At 71.3% G+C, this 16,500-nt stretch carries 17 protein-coding genes; 13 read left to right on the top strand and 4 right to left on the bottom strand.

Going from position 1 to position 16,500, the window contains the following annotated elements:
• Positions 1-46: 46 nt before the first annotated feature.
• Complete coding sequence (locus tag ACGFYV_RS27705) at positions 47-1,495, bottom strand: NAD(P)H-quinone dehydrogenase (protein ID WP_393881200.1); 1,449 nt, start codon at positions 1,493-1,495, stop codon at positions 47-49.
• Between the two features lie 108 nt (positions 1,496-1,603).
• Here ACGFYV_RS27705 and ACGFYV_RS27700 point away from each other — a divergent pair, with 108 nt between their 5' ends.
• From ACGFYV_RS27700 to ACGFYV_RS27675, 6 genes are all read left to right on the top strand, one after another.
• On the top strand, positions 1,604-2,041 hold the full coding sequence (locus ACGFYV_RS27700) for a gamma-glutamylcyclotransferase (RefSeq protein ID WP_393881199.1): 438 nt from the start codon (positions 1,604-1,606) through the stop codon (positions 2,039-2,041).
• 51 nt (positions 2,042-2,092) lie between these two features.
• On the top strand, positions 2,093-2,371 hold the full coding sequence (locus ACGFYV_RS27695) for a hypothetical protein (protein WP_393881198.1): 279 nt from the start codon (positions 2,093-2,095) through the stop codon (positions 2,369-2,371).
• Positions 2,372-2,477: 106 nt separating this feature from the next.
• Positions 2,478-3,302, top strand: coding sequence for a purine-nucleoside phosphorylase (locus tag ACGFYV_RS27690; RefSeq protein WP_393881197.1), 825 nt, complete (start codon positions 2,478-2,480; stop codon positions 3,300-3,302).
• Between the two features lie 203 nt (positions 3,303-3,505).
• A complete protein-coding gene (locus ACGFYV_RS27685; RefSeq protein ID WP_393881196.1) occupies positions 3,506-5,137 on the top strand; it encodes a phospho-sugar mutase in 1,632 nt (543 codons plus the stop codon).
• Positions 5,138-5,220: 83 nt separating this feature from the next.
• Positions 5,221-6,066 (top strand): helix-turn-helix domain-containing protein, encoded by an 846-nt coding sequence (locus tag ACGFYV_RS27680; protein ID WP_393881195.1) that lies wholly within the window; start codon positions 5,221-5,223, stop codon positions 6,064-6,066.
• Positions 6,063-6,269 (top strand): DUF397 domain-containing protein, encoded by a 207-nt coding sequence (locus tag ACGFYV_RS27675; protein ID WP_393881194.1) that lies wholly within the window; start codon positions 6,063-6,065, stop codon positions 6,267-6,269. The genes ACGFYV_RS27680 and ACGFYV_RS27675 overlap by 4 nt, the downstream gene beginning before the upstream one ends.
• Before the next feature lie 16 nt (positions 6,270-6,285).
• On the opposite strand, the gene ACGFYV_RS27670 is transcribed toward ACGFYV_RS27675, so the two are convergent.
• Positions 6,286-7,023 (bottom strand): PH domain-containing protein, encoded by a 738-nt coding sequence (locus ACGFYV_RS27670; protein ID WP_393881193.1) that lies wholly within the window; start codon positions 7,021-7,023, stop codon positions 6,286-6,288.
• Between the two features lie 352 nt (positions 7,024-7,375).
• Here ACGFYV_RS27670 and deoC point away from each other — a divergent pair, with 352 nt between their 5' ends.
• Genes deoC through ACGFYV_RS27655 form a run of 3 tightly spaced genes read left to right on the top strand, consistent with a single transcriptional unit; the run spans position 7,376 to position 10,709 of the window.
• Positions 7,376-8,335 (top strand): deoxyribose-phosphate aldolase, encoded by a 960-nt coding sequence (deoC, locus tag ACGFYV_RS27665; protein WP_393881192.1) that lies wholly within the window; start codon positions 7,376-7,378, stop codon positions 8,333-8,335.
• Positions 8,336-8,341: 6 nt separating this feature from the next.
• The gene (locus tag ACGFYV_RS27660) at positions 8,342-9,787 is read left to right on the top strand and encodes an aldehyde dehydrogenase family protein (protein ID WP_393881191.1); all 1,446 of its coding nucleotides are present in this window, start codon (positions 8,342-8,344) and stop codon (positions 9,785-9,787) included.
• Complete coding sequence (locus ACGFYV_RS27655; protein WP_393881190.1) at positions 9,780-10,709, top strand: aldehyde dehydrogenase family protein; 930 nt, start codon at positions 9,780-9,782, stop codon at positions 10,707-10,709. Before ACGFYV_RS27660 ends, ACGFYV_RS27655 begins: the two co-directional genes overlap by 8 nt.
• An 89-nt stretch (positions 10,710-10,798) precedes the next feature.
• Here ACGFYV_RS27655 and ACGFYV_RS27650 read toward each other — a convergent pair whose 3' ends face one another.
• Positions 10,799-11,203 carry a hypothetical protein gene (locus ACGFYV_RS27650; protein ID WP_393881189.1) on the bottom strand — a complete coding sequence of 135 codons (405 nt, stop codon included), beginning with the start codon at positions 11,201-11,203 and terminating at the stop codon, positions 10,799-10,801.
• 161 nt (positions 11,204-11,364) lie between these two features.
• Here ACGFYV_RS27650 and ACGFYV_RS27645 point away from each other — a divergent pair, with 161 nt between their 5' ends.
• Complete coding sequence (locus ACGFYV_RS27645) at positions 11,365-11,967, top strand: uridine kinase (RefSeq protein WP_393881253.1); 603 nt, start codon at positions 11,365-11,367, stop codon at positions 11,965-11,967.
• Between the two features lie 173 nt (positions 11,968-12,140).
• Here ACGFYV_RS27645 and ACGFYV_RS27640 read toward each other — a convergent pair whose 3' ends face one another.
• A complete protein-coding gene (locus ACGFYV_RS27640; protein ID WP_393881188.1) occupies positions 12,141-12,881 on the bottom strand; it encodes a SigE family RNA polymerase sigma factor in 741 nt (246 codons plus the stop codon).
• Between the two features lie 249 nt (positions 12,882-13,130).
• Between ACGFYV_RS27640 and afsQ1 the strand changes: the two genes are divergently transcribed.
• From afsQ1 to ACGFYV_RS27625, 3 genes are read left to right on the top strand one after another with little or no spacing between them, the layout of a single operon-like run.
• Positions 13,131-13,808: a two-component system response regulator AfsQ1 gene (afsQ1, locus tag ACGFYV_RS27635; protein ID WP_186785832.1), complete on the top strand. Its 678-nt coding sequence runs from the start codon at positions 13,131-13,133 to the stop codon at positions 13,806-13,808.
• Positions 13,805-15,406 (top strand): ATP-binding protein, encoded by a 1,602-nt coding sequence (locus ACGFYV_RS27630; protein ID WP_393881187.1) that lies wholly within the window; start codon positions 13,805-13,807, stop codon positions 15,404-15,406. Before afsQ1 ends, ACGFYV_RS27630 begins: the two co-directional genes overlap by 4 nt.
• Positions 15,403-16,020: a hypothetical protein gene (locus ACGFYV_RS27625; RefSeq protein WP_393881186.1), complete on the top strand. Its 618-nt coding sequence runs from the start codon at positions 15,403-15,405 to the stop codon at positions 16,018-16,020. The genes ACGFYV_RS27630 and ACGFYV_RS27625 overlap by 4 nt, the downstream gene beginning before the upstream one ends.
• Positions 16,021-16,500: the final 480 nt, after the last annotated feature.

Genomic DNA, 16,500 nt, shown 5'->3' with positions numbered 1-16,500 from the left:
CATGTCCGGCAACTCCCCGTGACCACCGGGGAGTCGGCGTCCGGCGTCAGGCCTCCGCGCTGGCCTTTCGGGTGTGGAGCTGTCGCGCGACCTCGGCGATCGACCCCGAAAGGGAGGGGTACACCGTGAACGCGTTCGCGATCTGTTCGACTGTCAGATTGTTGTCGACGGCGATCGAGATGGGGTGGATGAGTTCCGAGGCGCGCGGCGCGACGACCACACCGCCGACGACGATCCCGGTGCCGGGCCGGCAGAAGATCTTCACGAAGCCGTCCCGGATGCCCTGCATCTTGGCGCGCGGGTTGCGCAGCAGCGGCAGCTTCACGACCCGGGCGTCGATCTTGCCCGCGTCGACGTCCGCCTGCGTGTAGCCGACGGTGGCGATCTCGGGGTCGGTGAAGACGTTCGAGGAGACCGTCTTGAGGTTCAGCGGGCTCACCGTGTCGCCGAGGAAGTGGTACATGGCGATCCGGCCCTGCATCGCGGCGACGGACGCGAGGGCGAAGACGCCGGTGACGTCGCCGGCCGCGTAGACGCCGGGGGCGGAGGTGCGGGAGACCCGGTCGGTCCAGATGTGCCCGGACTCCTTCAGCCGGACGCCGGCCTCCTCCAGGCCGAGCCCCGCGCTGTTCGGGACGGCGCCGACGGCCATGAGGCAGTGGGTGCCGGTGATCACGCGGCCGTCGGCGAGGGTGACCTCGACGCGGTCGCCGACGCGCTTGGCGGCCTGCGCGCGGGAGCGGGCCATGACGTTCATGCCGCGGCGGCGGAAGACGTCCTCCAGGACGGCGGCGGCGTCGGGGTCCTCGCCCGGGAGCACGCGGTCGCGGGAGGAGACCAGGGTGACCTTGGAGCCGAGGGCCTGGTAGGCGCCGGCGAACTCGGCACCGGTGACACCGGAGCCGACCACGATCAGCTCTTCCGGCAGCTCGGTGAGGTCGTAGACCTGGGTCCAGTTCAGGATGCGCTCGCCGTCGGGCTGCGCGTCGGGCAGCTCGCGCGGGTGACCGCCGGTGGCGATGAGCACGGCGTCGGCGGTGAGGGTCTCCTCGCTGCCGTCGGCAGCACTGACGACGACCTTGCGGGAGCCGTCGAGGGCCTGCATGCCCTCCAGCCGGCCGCGGCCGCGCATGACGCGGGCGCCGGCCCGGGTGACGGAGGCGGTGATGTCGTGGGACTGGGCGAGCGCGAGGCGCTTCACCCGCCGGTTGACCTTGCCGAGGTCCACACCGACGACGCGGGCCGCCTGCTCGATGTGCGGGGTGTCGTCGGCCACGATGATGCCCAGCTCCTCGTAGGAGGAGTCGAAGGTGGTCATCACCTCGGCCGTAGCGATAAGGGTCTTCGACGGTACGCAGTCGGTCAGCACCGACGCCCCGCCCAGACCGTCGCAGTCCACGACGGTCACCTCCGCGCCGAGCTGCGCCGCCGTCAGCGCCGCTTCGTATCCGCCGGGTCCGCCACCGATGATCACGATCCGAGTCACGTACCCCATTGTCCCGCACGCCTCAAGGTGCCACTGCCCGGGGGCGCCGCTCGCGGGGCGGGCGGGACCCCGGGGACGCGGGAGGCGGGAGTTTTCCGCTGCCGTACGCTCTCCCCCATGTCGCTCTATGCCGCGTACGCCGGCAACCTCGAAACGCGTCTGATGGCCCGCCGCACCCCGCACTCCCCGCTGCGCGCCATCGGCTGGCTGAACGGCTGGCGGCTGACCTTCGGCGGCGAGCAGCTGGGCTGGGACGGCGCGCTGGCGACGATCGTCGAGGAGCCGGGGGCGCAGGTCTTCGTGGGTCTGTACGACATCGCGCCGATGGACGAGGAGTCGCTGGACCGCTGGGAGGGCGTCGGCCTCGGCATCTACCGGCGCATGCGGGTGCGCGTGCACACGCTGGACGGCGAGGAGTCGGCCTGGCTCTACGTGCTCAACGGCTACGAGGGCGGCCTGCCCTCGGCCCGCTACCTGGGCGAGATCGCCGACGCGGCGGAATCGGCCGGCGCGCCACACGATTACGTGATGGAGCTGCGCAAGCGACCGTGCTGACGGCCGTCGGCTCCTTAGACTTGGGGGGCCGACGCACCAACGGGAGTACGCATGACCCCCACCACCTACGACGTCTATTACACGGTGCAAGCCGCCGAGGCCCGCGACCGCCTGGACGACCGGCAGCGCAACTCGTTCGACAAGGGCATCGCACTGCTGGCCCGCGACCCCTTCCTCTCGGTGTCGCGGCCCATAAGCTCCACCGGCGACGACCGTACGATCCGCCTCACGCAGAACATCCTCGTGGAGTACACGGTCAGCCGCGGCCGCCTGCTGGTCTTCATCGTCGAGGTCTTCAACGACAAGGACGTCCTCATCACGGAGGACTGAGCGTCCCGGCCGCGGAGCGGTTCGTCGGAAACGACAAGACAACGATCGCAATCCCGTGGCCTCTGGCATCTACGCGCGTAGGCGTAAACCGGCTACCCTCGACGGCGTGAACGCATCTCTTCTTCCGGACGACATCCAGAGCGACCCCCACGCCGCCGCCGACGCCGCCGCCGCGCGCCTGCGCGAGCTGACGGGCGCCGAGACCCACGACGTCGCCCTCGTGATGGGCTCCGGCTGGGCTCCCGCCGTCGACGCCCTGGGCGCACCCGACGCCGAGTTCCAGGTCACCGAGCTGCCCGGCTTCCCGCCGCCGGCCGTCGAGGGCCACGGCGGCAAGGTCCGCTCGTACTCCATCGGCGACAGGCGCGCGCTGGTCTTCCTGGGCCGCACGCACTACTACGAGGGCCGCGGCGTCGCCGCCGTCGCGCACGGCGTCCGGACGGCCGTGGCCGCCGGCTGCAAGACCGTGGTCCTCACCAACGGCTGCGGCGGCCTGCGCGAGGGCATGCGCCCCGGCCAGCCGGTCCTGATCAGCGATCACCTGAACCTGACGGCGACCTCCCCGATCGTCGGCGCCAACTTCGTCGACCTGACGGACCTGTACTCCCCGCGGCTGCGCGCCCTGTGCAAGGAGGTCGACCCCTCCCTGGAGGAGGGCGTGTACGCGCAGTTCCCCGGCCCGCACTACGAGACCCCGGCGGAGATCCGCATGGCCCGGGTCATCGGTGCGGACCTCGTCGGCATGTCCACGGTCCTGGAGGCCATCGCCGCGCGTGAGGCGGGTGCCGAGGTGCTGGGCATCTCCCTGGTCACCAACCTCGCGGCGGGCATGACGGGCGAGCCCCTGAACCACGAAGAGGTCCTCCAGGCCGGCCGTGACTCGGCCGCCCGCATGGGCCAGCTGCTGACGCAGGTGCTCGGCCGGCTGTAAGCAGGTCGCGGCGCCACGGATCCGCCGCCACGGATCCGGCGCCGCGGCCCCGGCGCCGCGCAGACGCCGCCCGCCGACCCGCCCGGCCGGCCGTCCACGTACCGCCCGTCCGCCTCCCGGCCGACCGCTTCACGCGCCGGCCGGGCCCGGAGGCGGACGGGCGGGACGGCGGGCGAACACACACAGGAGAGGTTGATCCCCAGGTGCACGACGATCTGATCGCCAAGGCCAAGGCATGGCTCGCCGAGGACCCCGACGCCGAGACCCGCGAGGAACTCGCCGCACTGCTCGACGCCGGTGACGTCACCGAGCTGGCGGCCCGGTTCGCCGGCTCCCTCCAGTTCGGCACCGCGGGCCTGCGCGGCGAACTCGGCGCCGGCCCGATGCGCATGAACCGCAGCGTCGTGATCCGCGCCGCCGCGGGCCTCGCCGCGTACCTGAAGGCCAAGGGCCAGGGCGACGGCCTCGTCGTCGTCGGCTACGACGCCCGTCACAAGTCCGCCGACTTCGCCCGGGACACCGCCGCCGTCATGACCGGCGCCGGCCTGCGCGCCGCGGTCCTCCCCCGCCCGCTGCCCACCCCCGTCCTGGCGTTCGCCATACGGCACCTCGGCGCGGTCGCGGGCGTGGAGGTCACCGCCAGCCACAACCCGCCCCGGGACAACGGCTACAAGGTCTACCTCGGCGACGGCTCCCAGATCGTCCCGCCCGCCGACGCGGAGATCGCCGCCGAGATCGACGCGATCGCCTCCCTGCACGACGTCCCCCGCCCGGACGCGGGCTGGGAGACCCTGGACGACTCCGTCCTGGACGCCTATCTGGCCCGTACGGACGCCGTCCTGGCCGCGGACTCCCCGCGGACCGCCCGTACCGTCTACACGGCCATGCACGGCGTCGGCCGCGACGTCCTGGTGGCCGCCTTCGCGCGCGCCGGTTTCCCCGCGCCGGTGCTGGTCGCCGAGCAGGCCGAGCCGGACCCGGACTTCCCGACGGTCGCCTTCCCGAACCCGGAGGAGCCGGGCGCGATGGACCTGTCGTTCGCGCAGGCCCGCGCCACCGACCCGGACCTCGTCATCGCCAACGACCCCGACGCCGACCGGTGCGCGGCGGCCGTCAAGCAGGACGGCGACTGGCGCATGCTGCGCGGCGACGAGGTCGGCGCGCTGCTCGCCGCCCACCTGGTCCGGCGTGGCGCGCACGGCGTGTTCGCCGAGTCGATCGTGTCCTCCTCGCTCCTCGGCCGGATCGCCGAGAAGGCCGGGCTGCCGTACGAGGAGACCCTCACGGGCTTCAAGTGGATCGCCCGCGTGGACGGGCTGCGCTACGGCTACGAGGAGGCGCTCGGCTACTGCGTCGACCCCGAGGGCGTGCGCGACAAGGACGGCATCACCGCCGCCCTGCTGATCACCGAGCTGGCCTCCGTGCTGAAGGAGGAGGGCCGCACCCTCCTCGACCTCCTCGACGACCTCGCCGTGGAGCACGGGCTGCACGCCACCGGCCAGCTGTCGGTCCGGGTCGAGGACCTCTCGGTCATCTCCGACGCGATGCGCCGCCTGCGCGAGCAGCCCCCGACCGAGCTGGCCGGCCTCGCCATCACCCGCGCCGAGGACCTCACGCGGGGCACGGACACGCTGCCGCCCACCGACGGGCTGCGCTACACCCTCGACGGCGCCCGTGTCGTCGTCCGGCCCAGCGGCACCGAGCCCAAGCTCAAGTGCTACCTGGAGGTCGTCGTCCCGGTCGCCGGCCACGACGCCCTCCCGGCCGCCCGCGCCCGCGCGAGCGAGCTGCTCGCCGCGATCGAGCGGGACCTGTCGGCGGCGGCCGGTATCTGAGGCACCCTTTTGGCAGTTCCCGGGACCAGTGACTCTTCGGATTCCTACGATGACCGAACGGAGTGTGACTGGAGGGGTACGGGATGACCGAGGCGGACGAACCGGGCTGGGAGGTCGATCCGGACGACGAGTGGGGCGTCGCCGTGATCGCCACGGTGGGGCGGCAGTTGAAGCTGCGCAGGGAGGCGGCGGGGCTGCGGGCCTCGGAGTTCGCGAAGGCGGTGGGGTACGGCGAGGATCTTGTGTACAAGATCGAGAGCGGGAAGCGGATTCCTCGCCAGGAGTACCTGATCAAGGCCGATGAGGTGTTGAAGGCGGGCGGGCTCATCGTCGCCATCTGGGAGGACGTGAAGCAGGTCCGATATCCCAGGAAAGTCCGAGAACTGGGAAAGCTCGAAGCGCAGGCCGCCGAGATCGGACTGTATGTGTGCAACAGCATCAGCGGGCTGTTGCAGACGCCGGAGCACGCCCGCGCCCTGATCGAGGCAGCGCAGCCTCCGTACTCGCCGGACGATGTGGAACGCATGGTGGCCGCTCGCATGGCCCGGCGAGCGATCTTCGAACGAGACCCGGCTCCGTCTCTCCACTTCGTGCTGGAAGAGGCACCGCTCCGCCGTCCGGTCGGAGGCACGATGGTGTGGCGACAACAGCTCGAACACCTGTTGAAAGTAGGCCGGTTGTGGCACGTGCGGCTTCAGGTGATGCCGACGCACGCCGATGCGCAGCCAGGAGTGGACGGCAGGATCGAACTGCTCAAGTTCCCGGACGGTACGGCCGTGGGGCGCGCTGATGGCCTGTTCAACGGTCGACCCACCTCTGACTTGAAGCAGCTGCGCATCCTGGAGTTGCAGTATGGGACCATCCGGGCGCAGGCCCTCTCACCACGAGAGTCGCTGGCCTTCATCGAGAATCTGCTGGGAGAGACATGACCCGCAAGCCCACCGCCGGCGTCCCCTCTGAGCTGGCTTGGTTCAAGAGCAGCTACAGCGACGGCACCAACGGCGAATCCTGCCTCGAAATAGCCACCACCCCCGGCACCGTCCACATCCGCGATTCCAAGACCACCGAGGGCCCCACGCTCGCCCTCACTCCCACCGCCTGGGCGGACTTCCTCCCGTACGCCAGGGTGTGACGGCGGCAGCCGGATCTCAGCCCACCGCGATCAGGATCGCCAGCAGCACCGCGCCCGCGACCGCCGGGGCGATCACCTCGTAGGCCCAGCGCGCCGTGACCTCGCCCTGGGCCGACTCCTCCGTATGACGCCGCTCCAGGTCCTTGCGCAGGTCGTCCATGATCTTGTCGGTCTCCGCCCGGACGGGCCCTGCGGAGGCGCCCGCACCGGCTCCGCCGTCGAATCCACCGCCGCCACCGAACCCACCGCCACTGCCGAAGCCCCCGAACCCGCCGAAGCCCCCGCCACGGGGCTTCTCACCCCGCGCGGCACGGGCCGCGTCGGCCGCCGCCTGGGCCTGGCGGCGCGTCGCCTTCTTGCGGGCGCGCAGCGAGACGGGGACGGCCCACAGCTGGTACTTGGCGCCGGAGCTGACGACGGCCTCGTTGGAGAAACCGGAGCGCAGGGTCTCGATCTCGCCCCAGGGCAGGACGATCACCCGGAACGGGTTCCGCACCCGCAGCCGGTCCTCGTTCGCGAACACGGCCGGGCGCAGCGTGAAGGCCGTCACCAGCGGGAAGATCAGGATCATCCCGGCGAGCGCCAGCCACGGTGTGCGCCCGTGGCCGCGGATCAGCCCGTCGATGCCCAGCCACGCGACGAGCGCGAGCAGCAGCACGCCGCCCACGAGCGCCATGGGCGAGCGATAGATCCGGTCCTTGGCGGTGGGCGCCGGAGGCTGTGACGCGGGTGACTGGTGGTCCGGGGTCGTCATGGCCCCGATTGTGCATCATGCCTGCGGAGCTCAGCCGATCGCCCAGGCACCGTCGGAGATCCGCGCGGATGCGGGTCCGGGTGCGAGTCCCCGGTGCGGGTCGTGCGTGCGGGTCCCGGTGCGGGTCGTGCGCGCGGGTCGTGCGCGCGGGTCGCGCGTAGTCGTACGTGCGGGTCGCGCGTAGTCGTACGTGCGGGTCGTGCGTGGTTGCTCGCGCAGTTCCCCGCGCCCCTTCGGGTTCGTCCGCTGATCGGCGCCGCCAGGGATCGCCCCCCACCACCGACGATCCCCCGGAGAACCGTTCCCCGGGGTGTACAGCCGCTACGCGCGTAGATATGCTCGTCTGGTGACCATGCCCACCACTGCATCCCCAGCATCTGCTCTCGCCGGCGTCACCGCGTCCGACAGCACGCTGCGCCGCTTCCTCCACGGGCTGCCCGGCGTCGACGCGGTCGGCCTAGAGGCGCGCGCCGCGTCTCTCGGCACCCGTTCCATCAAGACCACCGCGAAGGCGTACGCCATCGACCTCGCCATCTCGATGGTCGACCTGACGACGCTGGAAGGCGCGGACACCCCGGGCAAGGTCCGGGCGCTCGGCGCCAAGGCGGTCCACCCGGACCCGACGGACCGGACGACCCCCACGACCGCCGCCGTCTGCGTCTACCCCGACATGGTGGCCGTCGCCAAGCAGGCCGTCGCCGGTTCCGACGTCAAGGTCGCCTCGGTCGCCACCGCCTTCCCGGCCGGCCGTGCCGCGCTGGACGTGAAGCTGGCCGACGTGCGTGAGGCCGTCGCCGCGGGCGCCGACGAGATCGACATGGTCATCGACCGGGGCGCGTTCCTCGCCGGCAAGTACCTGAAGGTGTACGACGAGATCGTCGCCGTGAAGGAGACCTGCGGGACGAGCGCACGGCTGAAGGTCATCTTCGAGACCGGCGAGCTGTCGACGTACGACAACATCCGCCGGGCGAGCTGGCTGGGCATGCTGGCGGGCGCCGACTTCATCAAGACGTCCACCGGCAAGGTCGCCGTCAACGCCACCCCCGCCAACACCCTGCTGATGCTGGAGGCGGTGCGCGACTTCCGCGCCCAGACCGGCGTGCAGGTCGGTGTGAAGCCCGCGGGCGGCATCCGGACCACCAAGGACGCGATCAAGTTCCTGGTCCTGGTCAACGAGACCGCGGGCGCGGACTGGCTGGACAACCACTGGTTCCGCTTCGGCGCCTCCTCGCTCCTCAACGACCTGCTGATGCAGCGCCAGAAGCTGGCCACCGGCCGCTACTCCGGCCCCGACTACGTGACGGTGGACTGAGACCCCATGAACAACACGTCATCCCCCTTCGAGTACGCGCCGGCGCCCGAGTCCCGCTCCGTCGTCGACATCGCCCCCTCCTACGGCCTGTTCATCGACGGCGAGTTCACCGAGGCCGCCGACGGCAAGGTCTTCAAGACGGTCTCCCCGTCCACCGAGGAAGTCCTCTCCGAGGTCGCCCAGGCCGGCGCCGAGGACGTCGACCGCGCGGTCAGGGCGGCCCGCAAGGCGTTCGGGAAGTGGTCGGCGCTGCCCGGCTCCGAGCGCGCCAAGTACCTGTTCCGCATCGCCCGCATCATCCAGGAGCGCAGCCGTGAGCTGGCCGTCCTGGAGACGCTGGACAACGGCAAGCCGATCAAGGAGACCCGCGACGCGGACCTCCCGCTGGTCGCCGCGCACTTCTTCTACTACGCGGGCTGGGCCGACAAGCTCGACCACGCCGGCTTCGGCGCGCACCCGAAGCCGCTGGGCGTGGCCGGCCAGGTCATCCCCTGGAACTTCCCCCTCCTCATGCTGGCGTGGAAGATCGCCCCGGCGCTGGCGACCGGCAACACGGTCGTCCTCAAGCCCGCCGAGACGACCCCCCTGTCCGCCCTGTTCTTCGCGGACATCTGCCGCCAGGCGGGCCTGCCCAAGGGCGTCGTCAACATCCTTCCGGGCTACGGCGACGCGGGCGCCGCGCTGGTCGCGCACCCGGACGTGAACAAGGTCGCCTTCACCGGCTCCACCGCCGTGGGCAAGGAGATCGCCCGCACGGTCGCCGGCACGAGGAAGAAGCTCACCCTCGAACTGGGCGGCAAGGGCGCCAACATCGTCTTCGACGACGCGCCCGTCGACCAGGCCGTCGAGGGCATCGTCACCGGCATCTTCTTCAACCAGGGCCAGGTCTGCTGCGCCGGCTCCCGCCTCCTCGTGCAGGAGTCGGTCCAGGACGAGCTGCTGGACTCGCTCAAGCGCCGCCTGTCCACCCTGCGCCTCGGCGACCCGCTGGACAAGAACACCGACATCGGCGCGATCAACTCCGCCGAGCAGCTGGCCCGGATCACCACGCTGGCCGATCGGGGCGAGGCGGAGGGCGCCGAGCGCTGGTCGCCGGCCTGCGAACTCCCCGCCTCCGGCTACTGGTTCGCCCCGACGCTGTTCACGAACGTCACCCAGGCGCACACCATCGCCCGCGACGAGATCTTCGGCCCGGTGCTGTCGGTCCTCACCTTCCGCACGCCCGACGAGGCCGTCGCCAAGGCGAACAACACGCAGTACGGCCTCTCGGCGGGCATCTGGTCCGAGAAGGGCTCCCGGATCCTGGCCGTCGCGAACAAGCTGCGCGCCGGTGTCGTCTGGTCCAACACGTTCAACAAGTTCGACCCGGCCTCGCCGTTCGGCGGCTACAAGGAGTCGGGCTTCGGCCGCGAGGGCGGTCGCCACGGCCTGGAGGCGTACCTCGATGTCTGAGAAGACCGAAAAGACCGAGCCCCGGCTGTCGGTCTTCAAGACCTACAAGCTGTACGTCGGCGGGAAGTTCCCGCGTTCCGAGAGCGGCCGGGTGTACGAGGTGACGGCGAAGACATCAGCCGCTGACGCGGCGGGGAAGGGCAAGTGGCTGGCGAACGCCCCCCAGTCCTCCCGCAAGGACGCCCGTGACGCGGTCGTGGCCGCGCGCAAGGCGTTCGGCGGCTGGTCGGGCGCGACGGCGTACAACCGCGGCCAGGTCCTGTACCGCGTCGCGGAGATGCTGGAGGGCCGCAGGGAGCAGTTCGTCCGGGAGGTCGCGGACGCGGAGGGCCTGTCGAAGTCGAAGGCCGCCGCGGTCGTGGACGCGACCGTCGACCGCTGGGTCTGGTACGCGGGCTGGACCGACAAGATCGCCCAGGTGGTCGGCGGCGGCAACCCGGTCGCGGGCCCCTTCTTCAACCTCTCCTCCCCGGAGCCGACCGGCGTCGTCGCCGTCCTCGCCCCGCAGGAGTCGTCCTTCCTCGGCCTGGTCTCGGTGCTCGCCCCGGTGATCGCCACCGGCAACACGGCGGTCGTGATCGCCTCCGAGCAGGCCCCGCTCCCCGCCCTCTCCCTGGGCGAGGTGCTGGCCACGTCCGACGTCCCCGGCGGAGTCGTCAACATCCTCTCGGGCCGTACGGCGGAGATCGCGGCACCGCTGGCCGCGCACCAGGACGTCAACGCGATCGACCTCGCGGGAGCGGACGAGGTCCTGGCGAAGGAGCTGGAGATCGCGGCGGCCGACAACCTGAAGCGGGTGCTGCGTCCACAGGGTGTGGATTACTTCGAGGCGCCCGGCATCGAGCGGATGACGGCGTTCCTGGAGACGAAGACGGTGTGGCACCCGACGGGGTCGCTGGGTGCGGGTGGGTCTTCCTACTGACGGGGTAGCGGCGGGGAGCTGCCGTCTTGTGCCGGCTGCGGGTTCGTGGTGGCTGGTCGCGCGGTTCCCCGCGCCCCTTCAGGGCGCTTTCAGTGGCCCAGTGGTCCCAGGACCTGCCCTGCCACCGGGAGGCTGCCCACGGACGGCGCCTGGGCAATCGGGGCCGTCAGCATCCGGGAGCCGACGGCCTTGAAGTCGGCCACCTGGGTGCCCACCCCGTTGTCCAGGGGGTCGACGCCCGTGCCCGCGAGCGGGTTGGGCTTGAGGGCGGCGACCGGACCGGTGACGTAGCCGACGGAGCCGGTGAGGCCCTGGAGTCCGGCCTGCGGGTCGACCGCGCCGAGCGAGGTGGGCCGCGAGGGCACGTCCACGACCGGGGCGCCCGTCTGCGCGTGTGCCGCTGCCGAGCCCGCCGCCAGAGCCGCCCCCGCGGCCACGAGGGTCAACAGGGCGCGCTGCGTGTGGGGGTGCCGGGGGGAGGTGTGTCGGGCCATCGCTGATGCCACCTTCTGGTGCGCAGGGTAATGATGTCGACACGAAGGGTAGTTGAGGTGTGAGTCACGCTCAAAAGCCGACCCGCGGGGCTCGGCAGAAGGCCCACCATGCGTCAAACTGGTGTTCCGTGAGCATTCATCCCCCGTCCCCCGCCCGTGTCGTGCTGCTGTGCGGCCCCTCGGGTTCGGGCAAGTCCCTGGTCGCCGCCCGCTCCGGGCTCCCCGTACTGCGTCTCGACGACTTCTACAAGGAGGCCGGCGACCCCACCCTGCCGCTGGTGGAGGGGAGTTCGGACATCGACTGGGACCACCCGCGGTCGTGGGACGCGGACGCCGCCGTCGAGGCGATCAGGCGGCTGTGCGCCACGGGGTCGACGCCCGTGCCGGTGTACGACCTCTCGCTGAGCGCCCGCACCGGCGAGGAGACGCTGCGCATCGGCCGTACCCCGCTGTTCATCGCGGAGGGCATCTTCGCCGCCGAGATCATCGAGCGATGCCGTGAGCACGGGGTACTGGCGGACGCGCTGTGCCTGTCCCGCGGCCCGCTCGCCACCTTCCGCCGGCGCTTCCTGCGCGACCTGAAGGAAGGCCGCAAGTCGGTGCCGTTCCTGCTGCGGCGGGGCTGGCGGCTGATGCGCACCGAGCGTTCGATCGTGGCCCGCCAGGTCTGCCTGGGCGCATACCCCTGCGACCGGGACGAGGCGCTGGGCCGGCTGGCGGCTGCCGCGGCGGGGCGGCAGACACGGCAGCAGACGACGGCGTAACGGGGGCGCACGCCGTACATGGACGGCAGAACGCGCGAAAAAGCGGGACCGTACGGGCCCCCCGGCCCCCGCAGTCCCGCTTCTTCGTGCCCCCCGCGTTCCCCCGTTCCCCCTCGTTCTCTCCTCTTCCCCCCGCTACCTCCCCCGTTACTCCCCCGCTTCCCCCCGGACCTTCAGGCGACCAGCTCGCCGAAGGCGTCCTCCTCGTCACGGCCGAAGCTGAGGACCTCGTCCTCGCGCAGCCGGCGCAGCGAGCGCCAGATGCTGGACTTGACCGTGCCGACACTGATGTTGAGGATCTCCGCGATCTCCGGGTCCGTACGGCCCTCGTAGTAGCGCAGGACCAGCATGGTGCGCTGGAGTTCGGGCAGCCGGGCCAGCGCCTGCCACAGGACCGCGCGCAGTTCGGTGCCGCGCATCGCGTCCGTGTCGGAGGGCGTCTCCGGCAGTTCCTCGGTCGGGTACTCGTTGAGCTTGCGGCGCCGCCAGGCGCTGATGTGCAGGTTGGTCATGGTGCGGCGGAGGTATCCGCCGACGGCCGCCTTGTCGCTGATCCGCTCCCACGCCCGGTACGTCGAGAACAGCGCGCTCTGCAGCAGGTCCTCGGCCTCGAAGCGGTCGCCGGTCAGGTGGTAGGCGGTGGCGTACAGGGAGGCGCGGCGCTCCTGGACGTAGGCGGTGAACTCCTCCTCCGTCAGCGAGCGGCGCGGTTCCCCCGAGTCCTCCCTGTACGCGCTTCCCCCGTGCGTCTCCCCCGTGTACGCGTCAACCACCGTCATGTACCCGGTGTGCTGACGCCCGGCGCCGCGAGCGCACCCCCGCATGCTCACGGCACCGGACTTCTCAGAACCCCGGTGCACGTCGTGCAGACGCGTGACCACTGCGCTGGTGCTCATGCTGTGCAGCGTGTTCATCTCGCGCTCCCCGTCGTGGACTTCCGGTTCCGGCCTGATCCGCGGTGCTCTCCTGCCGGTGCCGAAAAGCTTGCCGATCGACCTTCATGGCCGTGTCCGCCGACTGTCACAGACCTGTCACAGGGCCCCGTCCCTGCCGCAGGGCCCCCCGTCCGGGCGTCCTCACAGGATGCGCACAGATGACGACGGTCGAGAGGGCGCGATGCGGGTGGGTCGTACGAGAGCCCCTCCATGGGCCAGAATGAGCGCGTGCCTTCCCTGTTGCTGATCGAGGACGACGACGCCATCCGCACGGCCCTGGAGCTCTCCCTGACGCGTCAGGGACACCGGGTCGCCACCGCTGCCAGCGGTGAGGACGGTCTGAAGCTGCTGCGCGAACAGCGGCCGGACCTGATCGTGCTGGACGTGATGCTGCCCGGTATCGACGGGTTCGAGGTGTGCCGGCGCATCCGGCGCACCGACCAGCTGCCGATCATCCTGCTCACCGCGCGCAGCGACGACATCGACGTGGTGGTCGGGCTGGAGTCCGGCGCCGACGACTACGTCGTCAAGCCCGTGCAGGGCCGGGTGCTGGACGCCCGGATCCGTGCCGTGCTGCGGCGCGGGGAGCGCGAGTCCAGCGACTCGGCGTCCTTCGGCAACCTTGTCATCGACCGGTCGGCGATGACCGTGACCAAGAACGGCGAGGACCTCCAGCTGACGCCGACCGAGCTGCGGCTGCTGCTGGAGCTGAGCCGGCGGCCCGGTCAGGCGCTGTCGCGGCAGCAGTTGCTGCGGCTGGTGTGGGAGCACGACTACCTGGGCGACTCGCGCCTGGTGGACGCCTGTGTGCAGCGGCTGCGCGCGAAGGTGGAGGACGTTCCCTCGTCCCCGACCCTGATCCGTACCGTCCGTGGTGTCGGCTACCGCCTGGACGCTCCTCAGTGAGCGATACGCACGGGGGGCTGCGCGGCTGGGCCGCGGGGCGCAAGGGAAGACTGTCACGACTGCGGTTCACCAGCCTCAGGCTCCGGCTGGTCCTCGTCTTCGGGCTGGTCGCGCTGACCGCCGCGGTGTCCGCGTCGGGCATCGCCTACTGGCTGAACCGGGAGGCGGTGCTCACCCGCGCCCAGGACGCGGTGCTGCGCGACTTCCAGCAGGAGATGCAGAACCGGGCCGGCGCGCTGCCCGTGCACCCCACGCAGGACGAACTGCAGCGCGCGGCGGGCCAGATGGCGGCGAGCAGCCAGCGCTTCAGCGTGCTGCTGGTCGGCCAGGACCCGAACGGCAAGGCGGTGTACGGCAATTCGGGCGGCATCAACGGCTTCTCGCTGGAGGAGGTTCCGGAGTCGCTGCGGGCTGCGGTGAACAAGCGCCAGAAGGTGACCGACACCAACACGGCGTCGTACCACCTGTACTGGCAGCGGGTCGTCGACCACGGGACGCCCTATCTGGTGGCCGGTACGAAGGTGATAGGCGGCGGTCCGACCGGTTACATGGCCAAGTCGCTGGAGCCGGAGGCGAAGGACCTCAACTCGCTGGCCTGGTCGCTGGGTATCGCCACCGGTCTCGCGCTGATCGGCTCTGCGCTGCTCGCGCAGGCCGCCGCCACGACCGTACTGAAGCCGGTGCACCGGCTCGGGGTGGCCGCGCGCAGACTCGGCGAAGGCAGGCTGGACACCCGGCTGCGCGTCTCCGGCACCGACGAACTCGCCGACCTGTCACGGACGTTCAACAACGCGGCCGAGGCGCTGGAGAAGCGGGTCGCCGACATGGCCGCCCGGGACGAGGCCTCCCGCCGCTTCGTCGCCGACATGTCGCACGAGCTGCGTACGCCCCTCACCGCCATCACCGCCGTCACGGAAGTGCTGGAGGAGGAGCTGGAGTTCGAGTCCGGGAGCATCGACCCGATGATCGAACCGGCCGTACGGCTGGTGGTCAGCGAAACCCGCCGCCTCAACGACCTGGTCGAGAACCTGATGGAGGTCACCCGCTTCGACGCGGGCACCGCCCGCCTCGTCCTGGACGACGTCGACCTCGCCGACCAGATCACCGCGTGCATCGACGCCCGCGCCTGGCTGGACGCCGTCGACCTGGACGCCGAACGCGGCATCCACGCCCGGCTCGACCCGCGCCGCCTCGACGTCATCCTCGCCAACCTGATCGGCAACGCCCTCAAGCACGGCGGTTCGCCGGTGCGGGTGTCGGTGCGGATCGACGGCGACGACCTCGTCATCGCGGTGCGGGACCACGGGCCCGGCATCCCCGAGGACGTCCTGCCGCACGTCTTCGACCGGTTCTACAAGGCCAGCGCCTCCCGGCCGCGCTCCGAGGGCAGCGGCCTGGGCCTCTCCATCGCGATGGAGAACGCCCACATCCACGGCGGCGGGATCACCGCGGCCAACTCCCCCGAGGGCGGCGCGGTGTTCACCCTGCGCCTGCCCCTGGACGCCTCACGTCTGACCGAACAGGACACCGAGGACGACCAGAACAACCAGAACGACAAGGACGACCAGGCCGCGGGCCACGGAAAGGAGGGATCGTGAGGACACGGACGGTACGACGACTCCTGGCACTCCCCCTCCTGGGCGCGCTGCTCACCGGGTGCGGGATCCGGGCCACCGAGGTGCCGACGGACTTCGGCGCGGCGCCCTCACGGGTCCCGTGCTCGCTGGTCGGCCCCGACCTGTCGACACAGACCTCGCACGGAGTTCCGGTACAGGTCTTCCTGCTGTGCGGCGCGTCCCTGGTGACCGTGGACCGGACGGTCCGCGTCCCGGAGGGCACCCCGGACGCGAAACGCCGGGTCATGATCGCGCAGGGCCTGCTCGACCAGCTCGCCGCGTCCCCGTCGTCCGCGGAACGGGCGGCCGGCTACCTGACCTACGTGCCGGGCGGCCTGAGCGTGTCCGGACCGGGCCGCGGGGACCCCGAGGAGGCACTGCGCCTGAGCACGGCACCGGACCGCCTCGCCCCCTACTCCCTCGCCCAGGTCGTGTGCACCCTCTCCGACTCGGCCGCGGCCGAAGGCGACGGCTCCGTCGTCCTCGGCGGCCCCGGCACCACCCCCCTGCACCGCTACGAATGCACCGACGACGTCCGCAACCACCCCGGCAAATCCAACCCCCCATCCAGCCCCATCCCGGCAACGAAGGCCTGAGTACTGACGCCTGAGCGCTGACGCCGGACAGCTGACGGCTGACGGCTGACGGCTGACGGCTGACGGCTGACGGCTGACGGCTGACGGCTGACGGCTGACGGCTGACGGCTGACGGCTGACGGCTGACGGCAACACCCTCAGGTGCGCGAGGCTGTACCGCTGCGGGCACGACCAACAGCACCGCAACTCCCCAGGGGCCGCAGGGCTGTATCGCCGTGCGACTTCACCGCGCGGGCACGACCCACAGCACCGCAACTCCCCAGGGGCGCGGGGAACTGCGCGACCAGCCACAACGGACCGCAAGCCGACAACAGACCGGCCCGAACCTACTGCGGCGAACGCCACCCCCTCATCACAGGCCAACCCCGGAAGCCCCGTCCAGCGCGATCCCGGCAACTGACGACTGACGGCACCGCAACCCCCCAGGGGCGCGGGGAACTGCGCGACCAGCCACAACGGACCGCAAGCCGAAAACGGACC

The organism is Streptomyces sp. NPDC048297 (genome assembly GCF_043201585.1).
GTDB lineage: Bacteria > Actinomycetota > Actinomycetes > Streptomycetales > Streptomycetaceae > Streptomyces.
This window is presented reverse-complemented; position numbering and strand designations above follow the sequence as displayed.